17 protein-coding genes are annotated in these 15,969 nt (G+C 74.7%); 7 read left to right on the forward strand and 10 right to left on the reverse strand.

Annotated elements, in window-relative coordinates; genetic code table 11:
- Positions 1 to 7 precede the first annotated feature (7 nt).
- Positions 8 to 946, reverse strand: a complete 939-nt coding sequence (locus IE326_RS30975) for a DMT family transporter (RefSeq protein WP_150227423.1) — start codon at positions 944 to 946, stop codon at positions 8 to 10.
- 429 nt (positions 947 to 1,375) lie between these two features.
- Between IE326_RS30975 and IE326_RS30980 the strand changes: the two genes are divergently transcribed.
- Complete coding sequence (locus IE326_RS30980) at positions 1,376 to 1,975, forward strand: TetR/AcrR family transcriptional regulator (protein ID WP_150232548.1); 600 nt, start codon at positions 1,376 to 1,378, stop codon at positions 1,973 to 1,975.
- Here the strand turns inward: IE326_RS30980 and IE326_RS30985 are convergent.
- The 3 genes from IE326_RS30985 to IE326_RS30995 all read right to left on the reverse strand — a co-directional run bounded on the left by IE326_RS30985 (position 1,925) and on the right by IE326_RS30995 (position 4,634).
- A complete protein-coding gene (locus IE326_RS30985) occupies positions 1,925 to 2,938 on the reverse strand; it encodes a DMT family transporter (RefSeq protein ID WP_190043915.1) in 1,014 nt (337 codons plus the stop codon). The genes IE326_RS30980 and IE326_RS30985 overlap by 51 nt on opposite strands.
- Positions 2,939 to 3,149: 211 nt before the next feature.
- A complete protein-coding gene (locus IE326_RS30990) occupies positions 3,150 to 3,845 on the reverse strand; it encodes an ArsR/SmtB family transcription factor (RefSeq protein ID WP_268983047.1) in 696 nt (231 codons plus the stop codon).
- A 126-nt stretch (positions 3,846 to 3,971) separates the two neighbouring features.
- Positions 3,972 to 4,634, reverse strand: coding sequence for a TetR/AcrR family transcriptional regulator (locus IE326_RS30995; RefSeq protein WP_190043917.1), 663 nt, complete (start codon positions 4,632 to 4,634; stop codon positions 3,972 to 3,974).
- A 74-nt stretch (positions 4,635 to 4,708) separates the two neighbouring features.
- On the opposite strand from IE326_RS30995, the gene IE326_RS31000 reads away from it, so the two are divergent.
- From IE326_RS31000 to IE326_RS31010, 3 genes are all read left to right on the forward strand, one after another.
- Positions 4,709 to 5,860 carry an acyl-CoA dehydrogenase family protein gene (locus IE326_RS31000; RefSeq protein ID WP_150227419.1) on the forward strand — a complete coding sequence of 384 codons (1,152 nt, stop codon included), beginning with the start codon at positions 4,709 to 4,711 and terminating at the stop codon, positions 5,858 to 5,860.
- 91 nt (positions 5,861 to 5,951) lie between these two features.
- Entirely contained in the window at positions 5,952 to 6,242 is a 291-nt protein-coding gene (locus IE326_RS31005) for a YiaA/YiaB family inner membrane protein (RefSeq protein WP_043223876.1), read from the forward strand.
- A 213-nt stretch (positions 6,243 to 6,455) separates the two neighbouring features.
- Complete coding sequence (locus IE326_RS31010) at positions 6,456 to 7,088, forward strand: TetR/AcrR family transcriptional regulator (RefSeq protein ID WP_190043918.1); 633 nt, start codon at positions 6,456 to 6,458, stop codon at positions 7,086 to 7,088.
- On the opposite strand, the gene IE326_RS31015 is transcribed toward IE326_RS31010, so the two are convergent.
- The gene (locus tag IE326_RS31015; protein WP_030758644.1) at positions 7,079 to 7,540 is read right to left on the reverse strand and encodes a MaoC family dehydratase; all 462 of its coding nucleotides are present in this window, start codon (positions 7,538 to 7,540) and stop codon (positions 7,079 to 7,081) included. The two genes, IE326_RS31010 and IE326_RS31015, sit on opposite strands and share 10 nt — an antisense overlap.
- A gap of 106 nt (positions 7,541 to 7,646) precedes the next feature.
- On the opposite strand from IE326_RS31015, the gene soxR reads away from it, so the two are divergent.
- Complete coding sequence (soxR, locus tag IE326_RS31020) at positions 7,647 to 8,126, forward strand: redox-sensitive transcriptional activator SoxR (protein ID WP_150227417.1); 480 nt, start codon at positions 7,647 to 7,649, stop codon at positions 8,124 to 8,126.
- A 334-nt stretch (positions 8,127 to 8,460) separates the two neighbouring features.
- Here soxR and IE326_RS31025 read toward each other — a convergent pair whose 3' ends face one another.
- The 3 genes from IE326_RS31025 to IE326_RS31035 form a co-directional block, all read right to left on the reverse strand.
- The gene (locus tag IE326_RS31025; RefSeq protein WP_150227416.1) at positions 8,461 to 9,072 is read right to left on the reverse strand and encodes a hypothetical protein; all 612 of its coding nucleotides are present in this window, start codon (positions 9,070 to 9,072) and stop codon (positions 8,461 to 8,463) included.
- 251 nt (positions 9,073 to 9,323) lie between these two features.
- On the reverse strand, positions 9,324 to 10,550 hold the full coding sequence (locus IE326_RS31030; RefSeq protein ID WP_190044259.1) for an alpha/beta hydrolase family protein: 1,227 nt from the start codon (positions 10,548 to 10,550) through the stop codon (positions 9,324 to 9,326).
- A 119-nt stretch (positions 10,551 to 10,669) separates the two neighbouring features.
- Positions 10,670 to 11,926: an exo-beta-N-acetylmuramidase NamZ family protein gene (locus IE326_RS31035; protein WP_190043919.1), complete on the reverse strand. Its 1,257-nt coding sequence runs from the start codon at positions 11,924 to 11,926 to the stop codon at positions 10,670 to 10,672.
- Between the two features lie 181 nt (positions 11,927 to 12,107).
- Here IE326_RS31035 and IE326_RS31040 point away from each other — a divergent pair, with 181 nt between their 5' ends.
- Both IE326_RS31040 and IE326_RS31045 read left to right on the forward strand, forming a co-directional pair.
- Positions 12,108 to 12,884 carry an SDR family oxidoreductase gene (locus IE326_RS31040; protein WP_150227414.1) on the forward strand — a complete coding sequence of 259 codons (777 nt, stop codon included), beginning with the start codon at positions 12,108 to 12,110 and terminating at the stop codon, positions 12,882 to 12,884.
- Between the two features lie 84 nt (positions 12,885 to 12,968).
- A complete protein-coding gene (locus IE326_RS31045) occupies positions 12,969 to 13,562 on the forward strand; it encodes a TetR/AcrR family transcriptional regulator (protein ID WP_150227413.1) in 594 nt (197 codons plus the stop codon).
- A gap of 6 nt (positions 13,563 to 13,568) precedes the next feature.
- Here the strand turns inward: IE326_RS31045 and IE326_RS31050 are convergent, their stop codons facing one another.
- Together IE326_RS31050 and IE326_RS31055 are read right to left on the reverse strand one after the other, a co-directional pair.
- The gene (locus IE326_RS31050; protein WP_190043920.1) at positions 13,569 to 14,783 is read right to left on the reverse strand and encodes an acyl-CoA dehydrogenase family protein; all 1,215 of its coding nucleotides are present in this window, start codon (positions 14,781 to 14,783) and stop codon (positions 13,569 to 13,571) included.
- 6 nt (positions 14,784 to 14,789) lie between these two features.
- Complete coding sequence (locus IE326_RS31055; RefSeq protein WP_150227411.1) at positions 14,790 to 15,815, reverse strand: phosphotransferase family protein; 1,026 nt, start codon at positions 15,813 to 15,815, stop codon at positions 14,790 to 14,792.
- Positions 15,816 to 15,969: the final 154 nt, after the last annotated feature.

Genomic DNA, 15,969 nt, shown 5'->3' on the forward strand with positions numbered 1-15,969 from the left:
CGCGGGATCAGGCGAGTTGGATGGCGAGGGAGCCGGCGAGCAGCAGGGCGAGGCCGAGTGTGCGGGGGCGGGTGAGGGGACGGCGGGGCAGCCGGAAGAGCCCCTTGTGGTCGATGAGGGCCGAGGTCAGCTGCTGGCCCGTGACCGTGAGCGCGATCGTCACCGCCGCGCCGATGGCGGGTATGAGCAGGAAGGTGCCGGTCACATAGGCGGCGGCGCAGGCTCCGCCCAGCCAGCCCCACCAGGGCATCTTCTTCAGCGGGGCGACGCGCGGGGCCGGGGTGTGCCGGGTGGCCCGCAGCACCAGCAGGACGACGGCGATCGTGAGGGTCGCGACGGCGAAGCTGAGCACGGCGACCGTGAGCGGGGCGTGGAGCCGCTCACGCAGGCGGGCGTTGACGGCGCCCTGCACGGGCAGGACCCCGCCCGCGACGATCCCGAGGGCGAGCCAGCCGGCGCGGGCCGCCCGGGAGAGGCCGGGGGCGCCGGCGGGGGCCGCGCCGCGCCCGCCGCGGATGATCACGACGATGCCGGCGAGGACGGCGGCGGCGCCGAGGACGATGCCCGCGCCGAACTCCTTGCGCTCCAGGCCGAGCAGGCCGAAGAGGTCGAGGGCGAGCGAGGCGAACATCTGGCCGGTGACGAAGAGCCCGACGCTCGCCAGCGCACCGAGCCGGGGGAACAACAGGATGCCGCTGGTGATGTAGAGGGGGCTGGCCAGTCCGCCGAGGAGCTGCCAGGCGGGCACGTCGGGCAGCCTCCCGAGCGCTCCGAGGGTCCCGGCGGCGAGCGCGAGGGCGGTCAGCAGGGCGGTGGCGACGCCGAGCTGGAGCGTCGAGGCGCCGTACGGGGTGCCGACGGCGGAGTTGAGCTGGAGGTTGGCCGACGCCTGGACGGCGAGGAGGCAGCCGACCAGCAGGGCGGTGGCGAGCAGTGCGGTGTGCATCGGTGGTCTCCCTCGCGGAACGTCCGAGCAGGGCGGTGCGGAGCGGTACAGGGCAGGGCGGAGCACATCAGGGACGCCACAAGCGGACGTCGTGTCCGTTTAGACTGCCATGAGCCCGCGCAAGTGGACAAGGTGTCCGTTTGGGTGAAAGGGAAGTAGGGTCGATCCATGAGCGACCACGAGCGTCACGCTCCCGGGGCCGACCCGGCGCAGACGACGAACGAGGCGGCCCGCCCTCCGGCGGACCGCCCCTCCCGCGCCGTTCCCGGCGCCCGCGACCTCTCCGGCGCCCGTGACCTGCCCGGCGTCCGTGACCTCCCTGACGCCCGAGGCCTGCCCGACGTCCCCGGGCCGCCCGGTTCCCCCGCCGAGCGCGTCCTCGCCGAGGCGCTCGGGCCGGGCGGGGACCCCCTCGCCGGGGGCGACCTCCTGCTCCCGGACGCGCGCCCGGCCGCCGCGCCGCGCCGCCGTGCCGACGCGGAACGCAACCGCGCCCAGATCCTCGCCGCCGCCGAACGGCTCTTCGCGGAGGGCGACCCCCGGACGGTCACCATGGACCGCATCGCCAAGGCGGCCGGCGTGGGCCGGGCCACGCTCTACCGCAGCTTCCCCGATCCGGCCTCCGTCGCGGTGGCGCTGCTCGACGAGCACGAGCGCCTGCTCCAGGGCCAACTCGTCTACGGGCCGCCGCCGCTGGGCCCCGGGGCGCCCGCGGGGGAGCGGCTCGCCGCGTTCTACCTCGCGATGCTCGACCTCCTGGAGAAGCACCTGCCGCTGGCGCTCGGCGCGGAGACCGGCCCCGAGCGCTTCCGCACCGGCGCGTACGGCTTCTGGCGCGTCCACGTCCGCACCCTGCTCGTCGCCCACGGGGCCGAGGACCCCGACGCCCTCGTCGACACGGTGCTCGCCCCGCTCGGGCCCGAGCTGTTCGCCTTCCAGCGGCACGAACTCGGGCTCTCCGTCGAGCGGATCGGCACCTCACTGACGACGTTCGCCCGCCGCCTCCTCCACGCCGGCGCCCCCGCCTGACGCGACCGGCGGAGCGGTGGCGGTGTCCCGCTCCCGGGCCCGGAGCCGGGACCGGGAGCGGGACACCGCCACCCCCGCCAGGCACAGCGCGCCGCCCGCCAGCGTCAGCGCTCCCGGCAGTTCGCCCAGCAGCGCCCAGGCCATCAGCACCACGAGGGCGGGCACGGCGTAGGTGGTCGCGCCCATCCGCCCGGCCGTCGTCCGCGCCAGCGCGTACGCCCAGGTCGTGCAGGCGACGGCGGTGGGGAACACCCCGAGGTAGACCATGTTCGCGGTCGCCGACAGGGGTGCCCGCGCCGCCTCCGTCACCAGCTGTCCGGCGAACGGCAGGCAGGCGACGGCGCCGATCACGCAGCCGAACGTCGTCGCCTGGAGCGCGCTCGCGTGGGCCAGCGCCGGCTTCTGCGCGACGACCCCGCCCGCGTACGCCACCGCAGCCAGCAGGCAGAGGGCGACGCCGAGCACCGAGACGTGCCCGCCCCCGCCGGACGCCGACAGGCCCACGGCCACCGCGCCCGCGAAGGACACCGCCATCCCGGCCAGCAGTCGCGGCGGCAGCGCCTCCTTCAGGAAGCGGGCGCCGAGCAGCGCGATCAGGAGCGGGCCGACGTTGACCAGCATCGCGGCCGTTCCGGCGTCCACCTCCTGCTCGCCCCAGTTCAGCACCACCAGATACAGCCCGAACCAGAGCAGCCCGGAGGCGAGGATCCCCGGCCAGGCGGCCCGGGGCGGCAGCCCCTCGCCCCGGACCAGGAGGACGGCCCCGAGGACCAGCGCCCCGGCGAGCAGCCGCCCGAGGGCCAGCGCGCCGGGGGAGTAGGCGGCCCCTGCGCTGCGGATGGAGACGAAGGCGGACGCCCACAGGACGACCGTGACCCCGGCGGCGACGAGCGCGAGCCGGTCGGCGGCGGGGGAGGGGGAAGGTGAGGAGGGGGAGAGGGAGGAGGACGAGGGTTTCGGCATGGCACGACGGTAGGCCGCCGACCTTTCGGCCCTCACCGCAATATTCCTGGCGGCAGGGCCGGGCAGGGCCTGGCCTGGCGGCCGGGCCGGTTTCGCGCCCGCGCTGGAATCCGTGCCCGCGCCCGTGCCCGCGTCCGCGGACGGACCCTCGCCCGGATCCGTACCCGCGCCCGCGTCCGAACCTCCCCCGGACCCGCGGACGTCCCGCCCGTCACCGCAAGGCGTCCGCCTCGATCCCGAGTTCCTGCCGCAGGGCCCGCTCGCCCGCCGGAGTGACCTTCACGGCCCGCGCGGAGCCGATCCGCACGCACCAGCCGGCGTCCAGCGCGTGCGCGCAGAGCGCCGCCCCCGCGCGGCCCGCGAGGTGGGGGCGGCGCTCGGTCCAGTCCAGGCACGCGCGCGTGAGCGGCCGCCGCCCCTGTGCCGGAAGGGGGACGCCGAGCGCCGCGAACCACTCCAGGCCCCGTTCCGTGAGTGCGAACCCGGTGTCCTGGCGCAGCAGTCCGCGCGCGGTCAGCGCGTCGGTGACGGCGACCCCGAGCCGTCCGGCGAGATGGTCGTAGCAGGTACGGCCCCGGGCCATCGCCCGTCCGGCGCTCGCGGCCGCCAGCGAGCGGGGCGCCTCCTGGGGGTCCGGCCCGGCGAGGCCGGCCAGTTCCTCCACGAGGTGCGCGATGCCGGGCCCGGCCAGCCGTACGTACCGGTGCCGTCCCTGCCGCTCCTCGGCGAGCACCCCGCCCGCGACGAGCTTCCCCAGGTGCTCGGTGGCGGTGGACGGCGCCACGCGCGCGTGACGGGCCAACTCCCCGGCGGTCCAGGCCCGTCCGTCGAGCAGCGCGAGCACCATCGCGGCCCGGCTCTCCTCCGCGAAGAGCGCCGCGAAAGCGGCGAGCCGCCCGGCCCCCACGAGGTGACCGCCTTCCGCCGGGCGTCCGGCCCCCGCGGGACGATCACCTCCTCCGGCACGCCCGCTGTCTCCGGTGCGGCCGGCTCCCCCGAGATCACTGGTTCCCATGGGTCCAGCATCCCGCCCTCACGTTTCGGCCCCGCCCGAAACGTGCGCCTCCTGCTCGTACCGGGCCCCCAGGCCGTCGAGGAGGGCGCGCAGGCCCGTCGCGAAGGCACCCTCGTCGACCTTCTCGCGGTGCTCGGCGAGGCGGTGCGCCTGGCCGAGGTGGGGGTAGTCGGCGGGGTCGTACGCCGTCTCGTCGTCGACGAAGCCGCGGGCGAAGGAGCCGAGGGCCGAGCCGGTGACGAAGTACCGCATCAGGGCGCCGATGTGGGTCGCCTGGGCGGGCGGCCAGCCGGCCCGGACCATGGCGCCGAAGACCGCGTCGGCGACCTTGAGGCCCGCGGGGCGGCGGCCGGGCCCCTGGGCGAGGACCGGGACGACGTGCGGGTGGTCGGCGAGGGCGGCCCGGTAGGAGAGCGCCCAGTCGTGCAGGGCGGTGCGCCAGTCGCGGGGGTCGTCCGGCGCGAACATCGACAGGTCGATCTTGGCGCTCACCGCGTCGGCGACCGCGTCCAGGATCTCGTCCTTGGTGCGGAAGTGGTTGTAGAGCGAGGGCCCGCTCACCCCGAGCTCGGCCGCGAGTCGCCTGGTCGAGAGGGCGGCCAGGCCCTCCGCGTCCACGAGCGCGCCCGCCGTCTCGACGATGCGGTCTCGGTTGAGCAGGGGCTTGCGCGGTCGGGCCATGGCGCACATAGTAGGCCGCACCAATAAAACTAGCAGTGGTAATTAAACTGCCGTGGAACGAGTGGGGTGGCACCGTGGATCTGGCGCTGAGCGAGGAGCAGCAGGACGTCCGGCGGCTCGCCGAGGACTTCGTCGCCCGCGAGGTCGCCCCGCACGTCGTCGCGTGGGACCGCGCGGAGGAGGTGGACCGGGGCATCGTCAGGAAGCTCGGCGCCGTCGGCTTCCTCGGGCTCACGATCCCGGAGGAGTACGGCGGTTCGGGCGGCGACCACCTCTCGTACTGCCTCGTCACCGAGGAACTGGGGCGCGGCGACTCCTCCGTGCGCGGGATCGTCTCCGTCTCCCTCGGCCTGGTGGCCAAGACCCTCGCCTCCTGGGGCACCGAGGAGCAGAAGCGCGCCTGGCTGCCCCGGCTCGCCTCCGGCGACGCCCTCGGCTGCTTCGGCCTCACCGAACCCGGCACCGGCTCCGACGCGGGCGCCCTGACCACCCGGGCCGTGCGCGACGGCGACGACTACGTCATCGACGGCTCCAAGATGTTCATCACCAACGGCACCTGGGCCGACCTCGTCCTGCTCTTCGCCCGCACCGGCGGCGCCCCCGGCCACAAGGGGATCTCCGCCTTCCTCGTCCCCGCCGACGCTCCCGGCCTCACCCGCCGTGCCGTCCACGGCAAGCTGGGCCTGCGCGGCCAGGCCACCGCCGAACTGACCCTGGAGGGCGTGCGCGTCCCGGCCTCCGCGATGCTCGGCCCCGAGGGCAAGGGCTTCTCCGTCGCCATGTCCGCCCTCGCCAAGGGCCGGATGTCGGTCGCCGCCGGCTGCGTCGGCATCGCCCAGGCCGCCCTCGACGCCGCCGTGCGCTACGCGGGGGAGCGCGAGCAGTTCGGCAGGCCCATCGCCTCGTACCAGCTCGTGCAGGAACTCCTCAGCGACATCGCCGTCGACGTGGACGCGGCCCGGCTGCTCACCTGGCGGGTCGCCGACCTGATCGACCGGGGCCAGGACTTCGCCACCGCCGCCTCCCAGGCCAAGCTGTACGCCTCCGAGGCCGCCGTCCGCTGTGCCAACAACGCCCTCCAGGTCTTCGGCGGCTACGGCTACATCGACGAGTACCCCGTCGGCAAGCTGCTGCGCGACGCCCGCGTGATGACCCTCTACGAGGGCACCAGCCAGATCCAGAAGCTGATCATCGGCCGGGCGCTCACCGGCGTCTCCGCCTTCTGAGTGCCGCAGCCCACCGGGGGCTGAGTACCGGGGCGGAGTCTGAGTACCGGGGCGGATGTGGCGGGCGCCACATCCGCCCGATGCTGTCGGCATGAGCGAGTCACAGGTCAAGCAGCAGAACACGAACGCGTACCACGCGCAGGCCGTCATCTCCTTCGCGGTCGCCATCGCCGCCGTCGGCATCGGGATCTACCAGCTGGAGGCGAGCGCCTGGGTGCGCGCCTTCCTCGCGGTCTCCGTCCTCTACCTCACGACCTCCGCCTTCACCCTGGCCAAGGTGGTCCGCGACCGGCAGGAGTCGGACCGGATCGTCAGCCGGGTGGACCAGGCCCGTCTGGAGAAGCTCCTCGCCGAGCACGACCCCTTCCAGCAGAAGCTGTGAGCGATCCCGGCCCCTTCCGGCGGAAGCGGTGAGCGGCCCCGGCCCTTTCCCGCGGAAGCGGTGAGCGGTCCTCGCCCTTTCCGGTGGAGACGGTGAGCGGCTCCACCCCTTCCGGCGGAAGGGGTGAGCGGCCCCCGATCCCCGGCGACTCTAAGCGCTTGCTCAGCTTCGTTGTATGGTGTTCGTCCTGACCGGTCCGAGGAGGAGTGTGGGATGAGCGCGGCGGAGCAGACGCCCGGCGGCGAGGACGTGACCTGGGGCGAGGTCGCGCCCGAGGCCGCCCGGAGGCTGCTGGTCGCGGCCGTCGAGGCGTTCGCGGAACGCGGCTACCACGCGACCACCACCCGCGACATCGCCGGCCGCGCCGGGATGAGCCCGGCCGCGCTCTACATCCACTACAAGACCAAGGAAGAGCTGCTCCACCGGATCAGCCGGATCGGCCACGACCGGGCCCTGGAGATCCTCCGGGCCGCCGAACTCCGCGACGGCGCCCCCGCCGACCGGCTCGCCGACGCCGTCCGCTCCTTCGTCCGCTGGCACGCCGAGCGGCACACCACCGCCCGGGTCGTCCAGTACGAGCTGGACGCGCTGGGCCCCGAGCACCGGGCCGAGATCGTGGAGCTGCGCCGCGAGACCGAGGCCACCGTGCGCCGGATCATCGAGGAGGGCGTGGCGGCCGGCGAGTTCGACGTGGCCGACCCGGCCGGCACCACCGTCGCCGTCCTCTCCCTCTGCATCGACGTGGCCCGCTGGTTCAACGCCCAGGGGCGCCGGACGCCCGACGAGGTCGGCGCGTTCTACGCCGACCTCGTGCTCCGCATGGTGGGGTACCGGGCTCAGAAGTAGTAGCGCGAGACCGACTCGGCGACGCACACCGGCTTGTCGCCGCCCTCGCGCTCCACGGTCACCTTTGCGGTGACCTGCACCCCGCCGCCGGCCTCCTCCACCCGGGTGAGGACGGCCGTGGCGCGCAGTCGCGAGCCGACCGGCACCGGCGCGGGGAAGCGCACCTTCTCCGTGCCGTAGTTGAGGCCCATCTTCATGCCCTCGACCCGCAGCACCTGCGGCACGAACAGCGGCAGCAGGGAGAGGGTCAGATAGCCGTGCGCGATCGTCGAGCCGAAGGGCCCGGCGGCGGCGCGCTCGGGGTCGACGTGGATCCACTGGTGGTCGCCGGTGGCCTCGGCGAAGAGGTCGATCCGCTTCTGGTCGACCTCCAGCCAGTCGCTGTGCCCCAGCTGCTCGCCGACCCCCGCGCGCAGTTCCTCGGCGGAGGTGAAGATCCTCGGCTCGGTCATGTCCCCGGTCCCTTCTGGTACGACATACCCAACGGTTTGTGTCTAAGCGCTTGCTCAGCATGTGGGGTGGGGGTCGCGCTGTCAACGGACCAGTAGGGTTCGCGGGGTGCCGCAGATTCCAGAGAAGATCCACGAGCTCACCGTCGGCCAGCTCTCCGCCCGCAGCGGCGCGGCCGTCTCCGCCCTCCATTTCTACGAGGCGAAGGGACTCATCGGCAGCCGCCGCACCGCCGGGAACCAGCGACGCTACGGGCGCGACGCGCTGCGCCGGGTCGCCTTCATCCGCGCCGCCCAGCGCGTCGGCATCCCCCTGGCGACCATCCGCGAAGCGCTGTCCGAACTCCCGGAGGAGCGCACCCCGACCCGCGAGGACTGGTCCCGGCTCTCCGCCGCCTGGCGCGCCGAACTCGACGACCGCATCAAGCAGCTCGGCCGCCTCCGCGACCACCTGTCGGACTGCATCGGCTGCGGCTGTCTCTCCCTGGAGACCTGCGTCCTGTCCAACCCGGACGACGTCTTCGGCGCGCGCATGGCCGGCTCCCGCCTCCTCCCCCTGCGCCGCCCGGACCAGGAGGAGACGCCCTGACGGACCCCGGCGCGGCCGGACGCGCGGAGCCGGGGCACGTATGGGGGCGCCGACGTGTGGGACCGGTGCCGATGCACCCGCACGGGACCGACGACGGCGTACGGGACCGAGATCGCCGTACGGATACGGGACCGAGATCGCGCCGTACGGGTACGAGACCGAGACCGCCGTACGCGTACGGCGCCAGGACCGGCGCGTCCGTACGGGTCCGGCCCAAGGCGTTCGCGCCCGGGGCGGCCGACCGTACAGGCGGCCGACCACACGGGATGCCGTCCGCCCCGGGCGTCGTCCGTACGCGACCGCCGCCCGCGCGCCTCACCGCCCCGCGCGGCCCTCAGGCCGCGCCGACCAGCGGCCGGTCGCACGTCCGGCGGGCGCGGGCGAGGGCCGGCGGGGTGAGGACCGCGCGGGGCACTTCGACGCCGCACTCCGCGCACACCGGGCCGTACCACCTCCCGTCCCCGGAGCCGCCGCCCCACTCGATGCGTGTCCCCGCGCACACCGGGCACGCCTCGCCCGGACCGCGCTCCAGCGCCGTGACCAGCCGCCGCATGACCTCCGGCAGCGGGTCCGTGGGGTGGACGGCCGGATCGCCGCACCGCACCACGCCGTTGCCGCCCCACACGTCCCGGTGCCAGTCGTCCAGCGCGCCCAGGCCGCGCAGCCCGCCGTGCTTCTCGCGCCGGCGCCGGGCGGCGAACTCCTCCTCGTACGCGAGCCAGACCGCCCGCGCCTCCTCCAGCTCCTCCAGGGCGGCCACCAGCCGCGCCGGATCGAGCTCCCGGTCGTCCGGACCGAACCCGTGCCTGTGGCACAGGTGGTCCCAGGTCGCCCGGTGCCCGTAAGGAGCGAACCTCTCCAGGCACTTGCGCAGGGAGTACCTGCGCAGTGCCGTGTCGCAGCCCTGATCACGCACCTGTCTCGCGAGACTCCGGAAACCGGCCATCGCTCGCCACCTCCGTCGCTGGTCGTTCGCGCATCCGCGGTACCAGAGGGACGAACGAAGGAGCCGCCGTGTTCCACCCGGAGACGGAACACCCCCCTCCTTGGCGAGAACTCGCCATCAGGAGACGGCGTTCGGAGACGGCGTTCGGAGACGGCGTCCGGGGGCGGCGTCGGGAAGCGGCGTCAGGAGGTGGCGTCGGGAAGCGGCGTCAGGCAGGCCCAGCCGAGGAGGACGACATCAGGGGGCGGTGGCTACCGGCGGCCGATCCGGGCCGCCGAGACCACCACCCGGGCCAGCTCCGGCCGCCGGACGTCACCGTGCGAGCGGACCGCCTCCGCCGCGTCCACGCTCACGCACCCGGAGGCCGGAACCCCGTCCCGCAGCGCCGCCGCCAGCGTCCGCCGCGCCGACCCCGGCACGCCCTGGACGCCGTCCCACCCGATCGCCCCCCAACGAGGGTCGCGCGCCGCGAGCCGCCCCAGCGGCCCCGTGAGGGAGGCCGAGTCCCGGGCCGCGCGGGAGGCCAGCGGGTACAGGACGCCGAGCGCGGCGTCGTGCTCCGAGTGGCAGGCCACCACCGGCCCCCGCACCCGCAGCTGCATGTCCCGCAGGGCGCCGGACCGCCCCGGGTCGTGCGGCAGCCGGGCGGCGAACGCGTAGTGCGAGAAGGCGCCCTGGAGCAGCGTCATCGACCGGACCGGCCGCAGCGCCCCCGGCAGCCCGCGCAGCGCGTACGCGACGAGCCGGGCGCCCATGCTGTGCCCCACCAGGTGCACCCGCAGTCCCGGTGCGGCCCGCGCCACCTCGGCGAGCAGCGGCCCGAGCCCCCGCTCGCCGACCTGTCCCGCCCGTCGCTTCATCACGTAGTACGCGGCCTGCCGCAGCGCCTCCCGGCCGCCCTTCCACAGCCGCCCGGCCCCGCCGTCGAGGACCGCCCCCGGCGCCGCCTCCTCCAGGGCGCCGGCGAACAGGGCGCAGGTCTCGACCGCATCGGCCACCAGGAAGTCCGGAACGGAGCCGGCCGAGACGGAGCCGGCCGCGGCGGCCCCCGCCGCGGCGGCCCCCTCCGTGTCCACCCCCGCCAGTTCCCGCAGCAGCGCCCCGAACTCCGTGAACGCCGACTCCTCCGGCGGCGCGAGCGCCAGCAGTTCGGTGAGCCGGACGATCGTCCGCTCCCGCTCCGGGAAGGTCGTCACCAGCGCCCGGAAGTCCGGCACGGGCTCGTCCGTGAACGTCATCGAGGGCCACACCACGCCCGCGTACCCGGCCTCCACCCCCGGCGCGAGCAGCTCGGGGAAGGGCGCGAAGAAGTCGGAGCACAACCGGGTCGCGCCGGAAGGCGAGTTGTTCCAGCCGTGCGCGAAGACCACCAGGTCCGTCACCCCGCGCCGCGCCAGCGCGACCAGCTCGGCCGCCTGGCCCGCCGGACCGTCCCCGTCCTTGTCGAGGACGATCTCCCGGTACGGATCCACACTCATCCCGGTCACGGCCCGCCCGTCCCTCCGCGTCGAGGAAGCGCCCAGGGGGCCGTGGCGTGCGCCCCGGGGCAGCATGCCCGGATCCGGCCGGTTTCAGACCTCGCCGCGGGGCCGGGCCCTCAGCGGTAGAGCAGGTGCTCCCGCCGTACGTCCCGGAAGGCCGCCAGGTCCGCGGCCCAGGCCCCCGTCACCTCGTCGGTGTCCGCGCCCGCGTCGATCAGGGTGCGGACCCGGGCGGAACCGGTCAGCTTGTCGATCCACCGGTCGGCGCGCCAGGCGAAGCCGGACCAGGAGCGGCGGGCGGTGACCAGGAGCCCGATCCCGGTCCGCACCGGGTCGAGGGCCTCCCGGTCGTGGACGTGGAGCTGGACGCCGCCGACCGTGCGGCCCTGGAACTTGGAGAAGGTCGGCGCGAAGTACGCCTCGCGGAAGCGGACCCCGGGCAGTTCCAGGGCGTTCGCCGCCTCCGCCCAGCGGCGGTCGACGCCCTCCGCGCCGAGGAGCTCGAACGGCCGGGTGGTGCCCCGCCCCTCGGAGAGGTTGGTGCCCTCGAAGAGGCAGGTGCCGGAGTAGACCAGCGCGGTCTCCGGCGTCGGCATGTTGGGGCTCGGCGGGACCCAGGGCAGCCCCGTGGCGTCGAAGAAGTCCGTGCGCCGCCACCCCGTCATCCGGACCGTCTCCAGCTCCACCGGCCGGGCCAGGAACTCGGCGTTGAAGAGCAGCGCCAGCTCCGCCACGGTCATCCCGTGCGCCTGCGCGATCGGCTCGCGGCCCACGAAGGTGGCGAAGGCCCGGTCCAGGACGGGGCCGAGGGCGGCCCGGCCGCTCACCGGGTTCGGCCGGTCCAGGACCACGAACCGCTTCCCGGCCAGCTCCGCCGCCACCATGCAGTCGTAGAGCGTCCAGATGTAGGTGTAGAAGCGGGCCCCCGCGTCCTGGATGTCGAAGACGACGGTGTCGACGCCGGACGCGGTGAAGACGTCCGCCAGCGGCTGCCCGCTCTTCAGGTACGTGTCGTAGACCGGCAGCCCGGTCGCCGGGTCGTCGTACCTGCCCTCCGAGCCGCCCGCCTGGGCGGTGCCCCGGAAGCCGTGCTCGGGGCCGAAGACGGCGACGAGGTCGACCCGTTCGTCGGCGTGCATGACGTCCACCAGGTGCCGGGCGTCCGGGGTGACCCCCGTCGGGTTGGTGACCACGCCGACCCGCTCGCCGGCCAGGAGGGCGTACCCGTCCGCCGCCAGGCGCTCGAAACCGGTCCGCACGCGCGCGCGTGCCCGTCCCGGGTCGGCCGCGGCCGGGGCGGCGGGGACGGCCGTCACGGCCAGGGCCCCTCCCGTGGCCAGCAGGCTCCGACGCGACAGCTTCCTCGGCCTCATGCGCACTCCCGCCTCATGCGTGACATGGGCACGCAGGCTAGCGCTCCTGACGGCGCGGGGGAACGAGGCGTGCGGAAGGCGTCCGCCGGAGGCGCCGGGTCTTCCACCCTTCCATACCGACCGGTTAGTCTGCCCGCTGTCAGGGGAAGCGCACGAACCGCACCGCACCACTGGAGGGCCCATGAACGCCGGCACGCACGAACTCCGGGGCTCCGGCGTCGTCGTCACCGGGGCGGGCGGCGGCATCGGCGCCGCCCTCGCCCGGCGCTTCGCCGCCGAAGGCGCCCGCGTCGTCGTCAACGACCTCGACCCGGTCCGCGCCGAGGCCGTCGCCGACGAGATCGGTGCCCTCGCCGTCCCCGGCGACGCCTCCGCGATCGTCGACGAGGCCCGCGACGCCCTCGGCGGCACCGTCGACGTCTGGTGCGCCAACGCCGGACTCGCCTCCGGCGGCGACGCCTTCGCCGACGAGGCCGTCTGGGCCGCCGCCTGGGACGTCAACGTCATGGCCCACGTCCGCGCGGCCCGCGCCCTGCTCCCCGACTGGCTGGAGCGCGGCACCGGCCGCTTCGTCTCCACCGTCTCCGCCGCCGGCCTGCTCACCATGATCGGCGCGGCCCCGTACAGCGTCTCCAAGCACGGCGCGTACGCCTTCGCCGAGTGGCTCTCGCTCACCTACCGCCACCGCGGCCTGAAGGTGCACGCCATCTGCCCGCAGGGCGTCCGCACCGACATGCTCGCCGCCACCGGCTCGGCCGGCGACCTCGTCCTCCTGCCCACCGCGATCGAGCCCGAGGCCGTCGCCGGCGCCCTCCTCGACGCTATCGCGGAGGACCGTTTCCTCGTGCTGCCGCACCCGGAGGTCGCCGACTACTACCGCCACCGCGCGGACGACCCCGAGCGCTGGATCGGCGGCATGAACAAGCTCCAGCGGCACTGGGAGGCGGGCGCGCGCTAGCGCACCCGGCGGCGGATGGGAAGATCTACCCACGGACACCCCGGCCGCCCCGGCCGGGGACGGCGAACCGGAAGGCGGAGGAGCATGGCCAGGACGACGGACGGGGAGGGCTCTCCCGTCCCCCAGAGGCTCCTCGCCGCCGCCACCCGGCTCTTCGCCGAGCAGGGCTACGACCGCACCTCGGTCCAGGAGATCGTCGAGGCCGCGGGCGTCACCAAGGGCGCGCTCTACCACTACTTCGGCTCCAAGGAGGACCTCCTCCAGGAGGTCTACGCGCGCGTGCTGCGGCTCCAGCAGGAGCGGCTCGACGACTTCGCGGACTCCGACGCGCCCGTGGAGGAGCGGCTGCGCGCCGCCGCCGCCGACGTCGTCGTCACCACCATCGAGAACCTCGACGACGCCGCGATCTTCTTCCGCTCCATGCACCACCTCAGCCCGGAGAAGAACAAGCAGGTCCGGTCCGAGCGGCGCCGCTACCACGAGCGCTTCCGCGCCCTGGTCGAGGAGGGCCAGCGGGCGGGCGTCTTCTCCTCCGCCACCCCCGCCGACCTCGTCGTGGACTACCACTTCGGCTCCGTGCACCACCTGTCCACCTGGTACCGCCCGGACGGTCCGCTGGCCCCGCAGCAGGTCGCCGACCACCTCGCCGACCTCCTGCTGCGGGCCCTGCGCCCGTAACGGCCCCTACAGGTACTTCTTCAGCTCCCGGCGGGCCAGCGACCGCTGGTGCACCTCGTCGGGGCCGTCCGCGAGCCGCAGCGTCCGCGCCGCCGCCCACAGCTCGGCGAGCGGGAAGTCCTGCGAGACGCCGCCGGCGCCGTGCGCCTGCACCGCCTTGTCGACGATGTCCACCACCGCGCGCGGGGTGGCGATCTTGATGGCCTGGATCTCGGTGTGGGCGCCCTTGTTGCCGACGGTGTCCATCAGCCAGGCCGTCTTGAGGACGAGCAGCCGCAGCTGCTCGATCGTCACCCGCGCGTCCGCGATCCAGTTCTGCACCACGCCCTGCTGGGCGAGGGACTTGCCGAAGGCGGTGCGGGAGACGGCCCGCCGGCAGGTCAGCTCCACGGCCCGCTCGGCCATGCCGATCAGCCGCATGCAGTGGTGGATGCGGCCGGGGCCGAGCCGCGCCTGGGCGATGGCGAAGCCGCCGCCCTCCTCGCCGATCAGGTTCGCGGCCGGGACCCGCACGTCCTCGAAGACGACCTCGGCGTGGCCGCCGTGGTAGTGGTCCTCGTAGCCGTACACCCGCATCGCCCGGCGCACCTCGACGCCCGGGGTGTCGCGCGGCACGAGGACCATCGACTGCTGGCGGCGGGGGTCGGCACCCTCAGGGTCGGTCTTGCCCATCACGATGAAGACCTTGCAGTCGGGGTTCATCGCCCCGGAGATGTACCACTTGCGGCCGTCGATCACGTACGAGTCCCCGTCCCGCCGGATCCGGGTCTCGATGTTGGTCGCGTCGGAGGAGGCCACCTCGGGCTCGGTCATCGCGAAGGCGGACCGGACCTCGCCCGCGAGCAGCGGCTCCAGCCACTGCTTCCGCTGCGCCTCGTCGCCGAACTGGGCGAGCAGCTCCATGTTCCCGGTGTCGGGGGCCGCGCAGTTGAGGGCGGTGGGGGCGAGCTGCGGGCTGCGGCCGGTGATCTCGGCGAGCGGGGCGTACTGGAGGTTGGTCAGCCCCGCCCCGTACTCCTCGTCCGGCAGGAAGAGGTTCCACAGGCCCTGCCGCTTGGCCTCGGCCTTCAGCTCCGCCACCACCGGCGGCTCGTCCCACGGGGAGGCGAGCGCGGCCCGCTGCTCCTCGGCGACGGCCTCGGCGGGGTACACGTGCTCGTCCATGAAGGCGAGGAGCCGGGCGCGCAGCTCCTCGGTGCGGGCGTCGTAGGAGAAGTCCATGGTGGTTCAGCCCTCCTGAAGGGTGGTCAGGCCGTGCTCGATGAAGACGGGGACGAGGTCGCCGATGCGGTCGAAGCCGGCGCCGACGGTCTGCCCGAGGGTGTAGCGGTAGTGGATGCCCTCCAGGATCACGGCGAGCTTGAACCACGCGAAGGCCGTGTACCAGGAGAGGGCGGAGACGTCCCGGCCGGACCGGGCGGCGTACCGCTCGACCAGCTCGGCGGCGGCGGGGTGGCCGGCGGCGGTCGCGGTCGTCGAGATCGGCGAGCCGGGCAGGTCCAGCGGGGTGCTGTACATGACGAGCAGGCCCAGGTCGGTCAGCGGGTCGCCGAGCGTGGACATCTCCCAGTCGAGGACGGCGGTGATCCGGTCGTCCGCGCCGACGAGGGCGTTGTCGAGCCGGTAGTCGCCGTGCACCACGGTCGGCGCGGGGGAGTCCGGGAGCGCGCGGCCGAGGGCGGCGTGCAGCTCCTCGATGCCGGGCAGGTCGCGGCCCCGGGAAGCGGCGAGCTGCTTGCCCCAGCGGCGCAGCTGCCGGTCGAGGAAGCCCTCCGGCCGGCCGAAGTCGCCGAGTCCGACGGCCTCCGGTTCCACCGCGTGCAGGTCGACCAGGGTGTCGACCAGGCCGAGGACGGCGGCGCGGGTGCGCTCGGTGCCCAGCGGGGCGAGCTGGGAGGCGGAGCGGTACGGGGTCCCCTCCACGAACTCCATCACGTAGAAGGGCGCGCCGAGCACCTCCTCGTCCTCGCACAGCAGCACCGTGCCCGGCACCGGCACCGAGGTGGGGCCGAGCGCGCTGATCACCCGGTGCTCGCGCCTCATGTCGTGCGCGGTGGCCAGCACGTGGCCGAGCGGCGGGCGGCGCACCACCCAGCGGCCGGTGCCGTCGGTGACGGCGTACGTGAGGTTGGAGCGGCCGCCCTCGATCAGCCGGGCTTCGAGCGGCCCGGCGACCAGGCCCGGCCGCTCGCGGTCCAGGTGGCGGCGCAGGCGCTCGGGGTCGAGGCCGGGCGGCGGGGCGGCGTGGCTCATCGGGCGTACCTCCGGTCGGTGGGGTCGGTCGGCGTTCATGATGACCGACCAGTCGGTATGTCGTCCAGGGGGTCTCCCCCGGAACGACCGAGGGGAGGGTCCGGGGCGGACCCCCGTACCCTCCCCTCGGCGCACGCGCGCGTGGCGGGCGGAA

Source organism: Streptomyces filamentosus (genome assembly GCF_014654895.1).
Taxonomy (GTDB): domain Bacteria; phylum Actinomycetota; class Actinomycetes; order Streptomycetales; family Streptomycetaceae; genus Streptomyces; species Streptomyces filamentosus.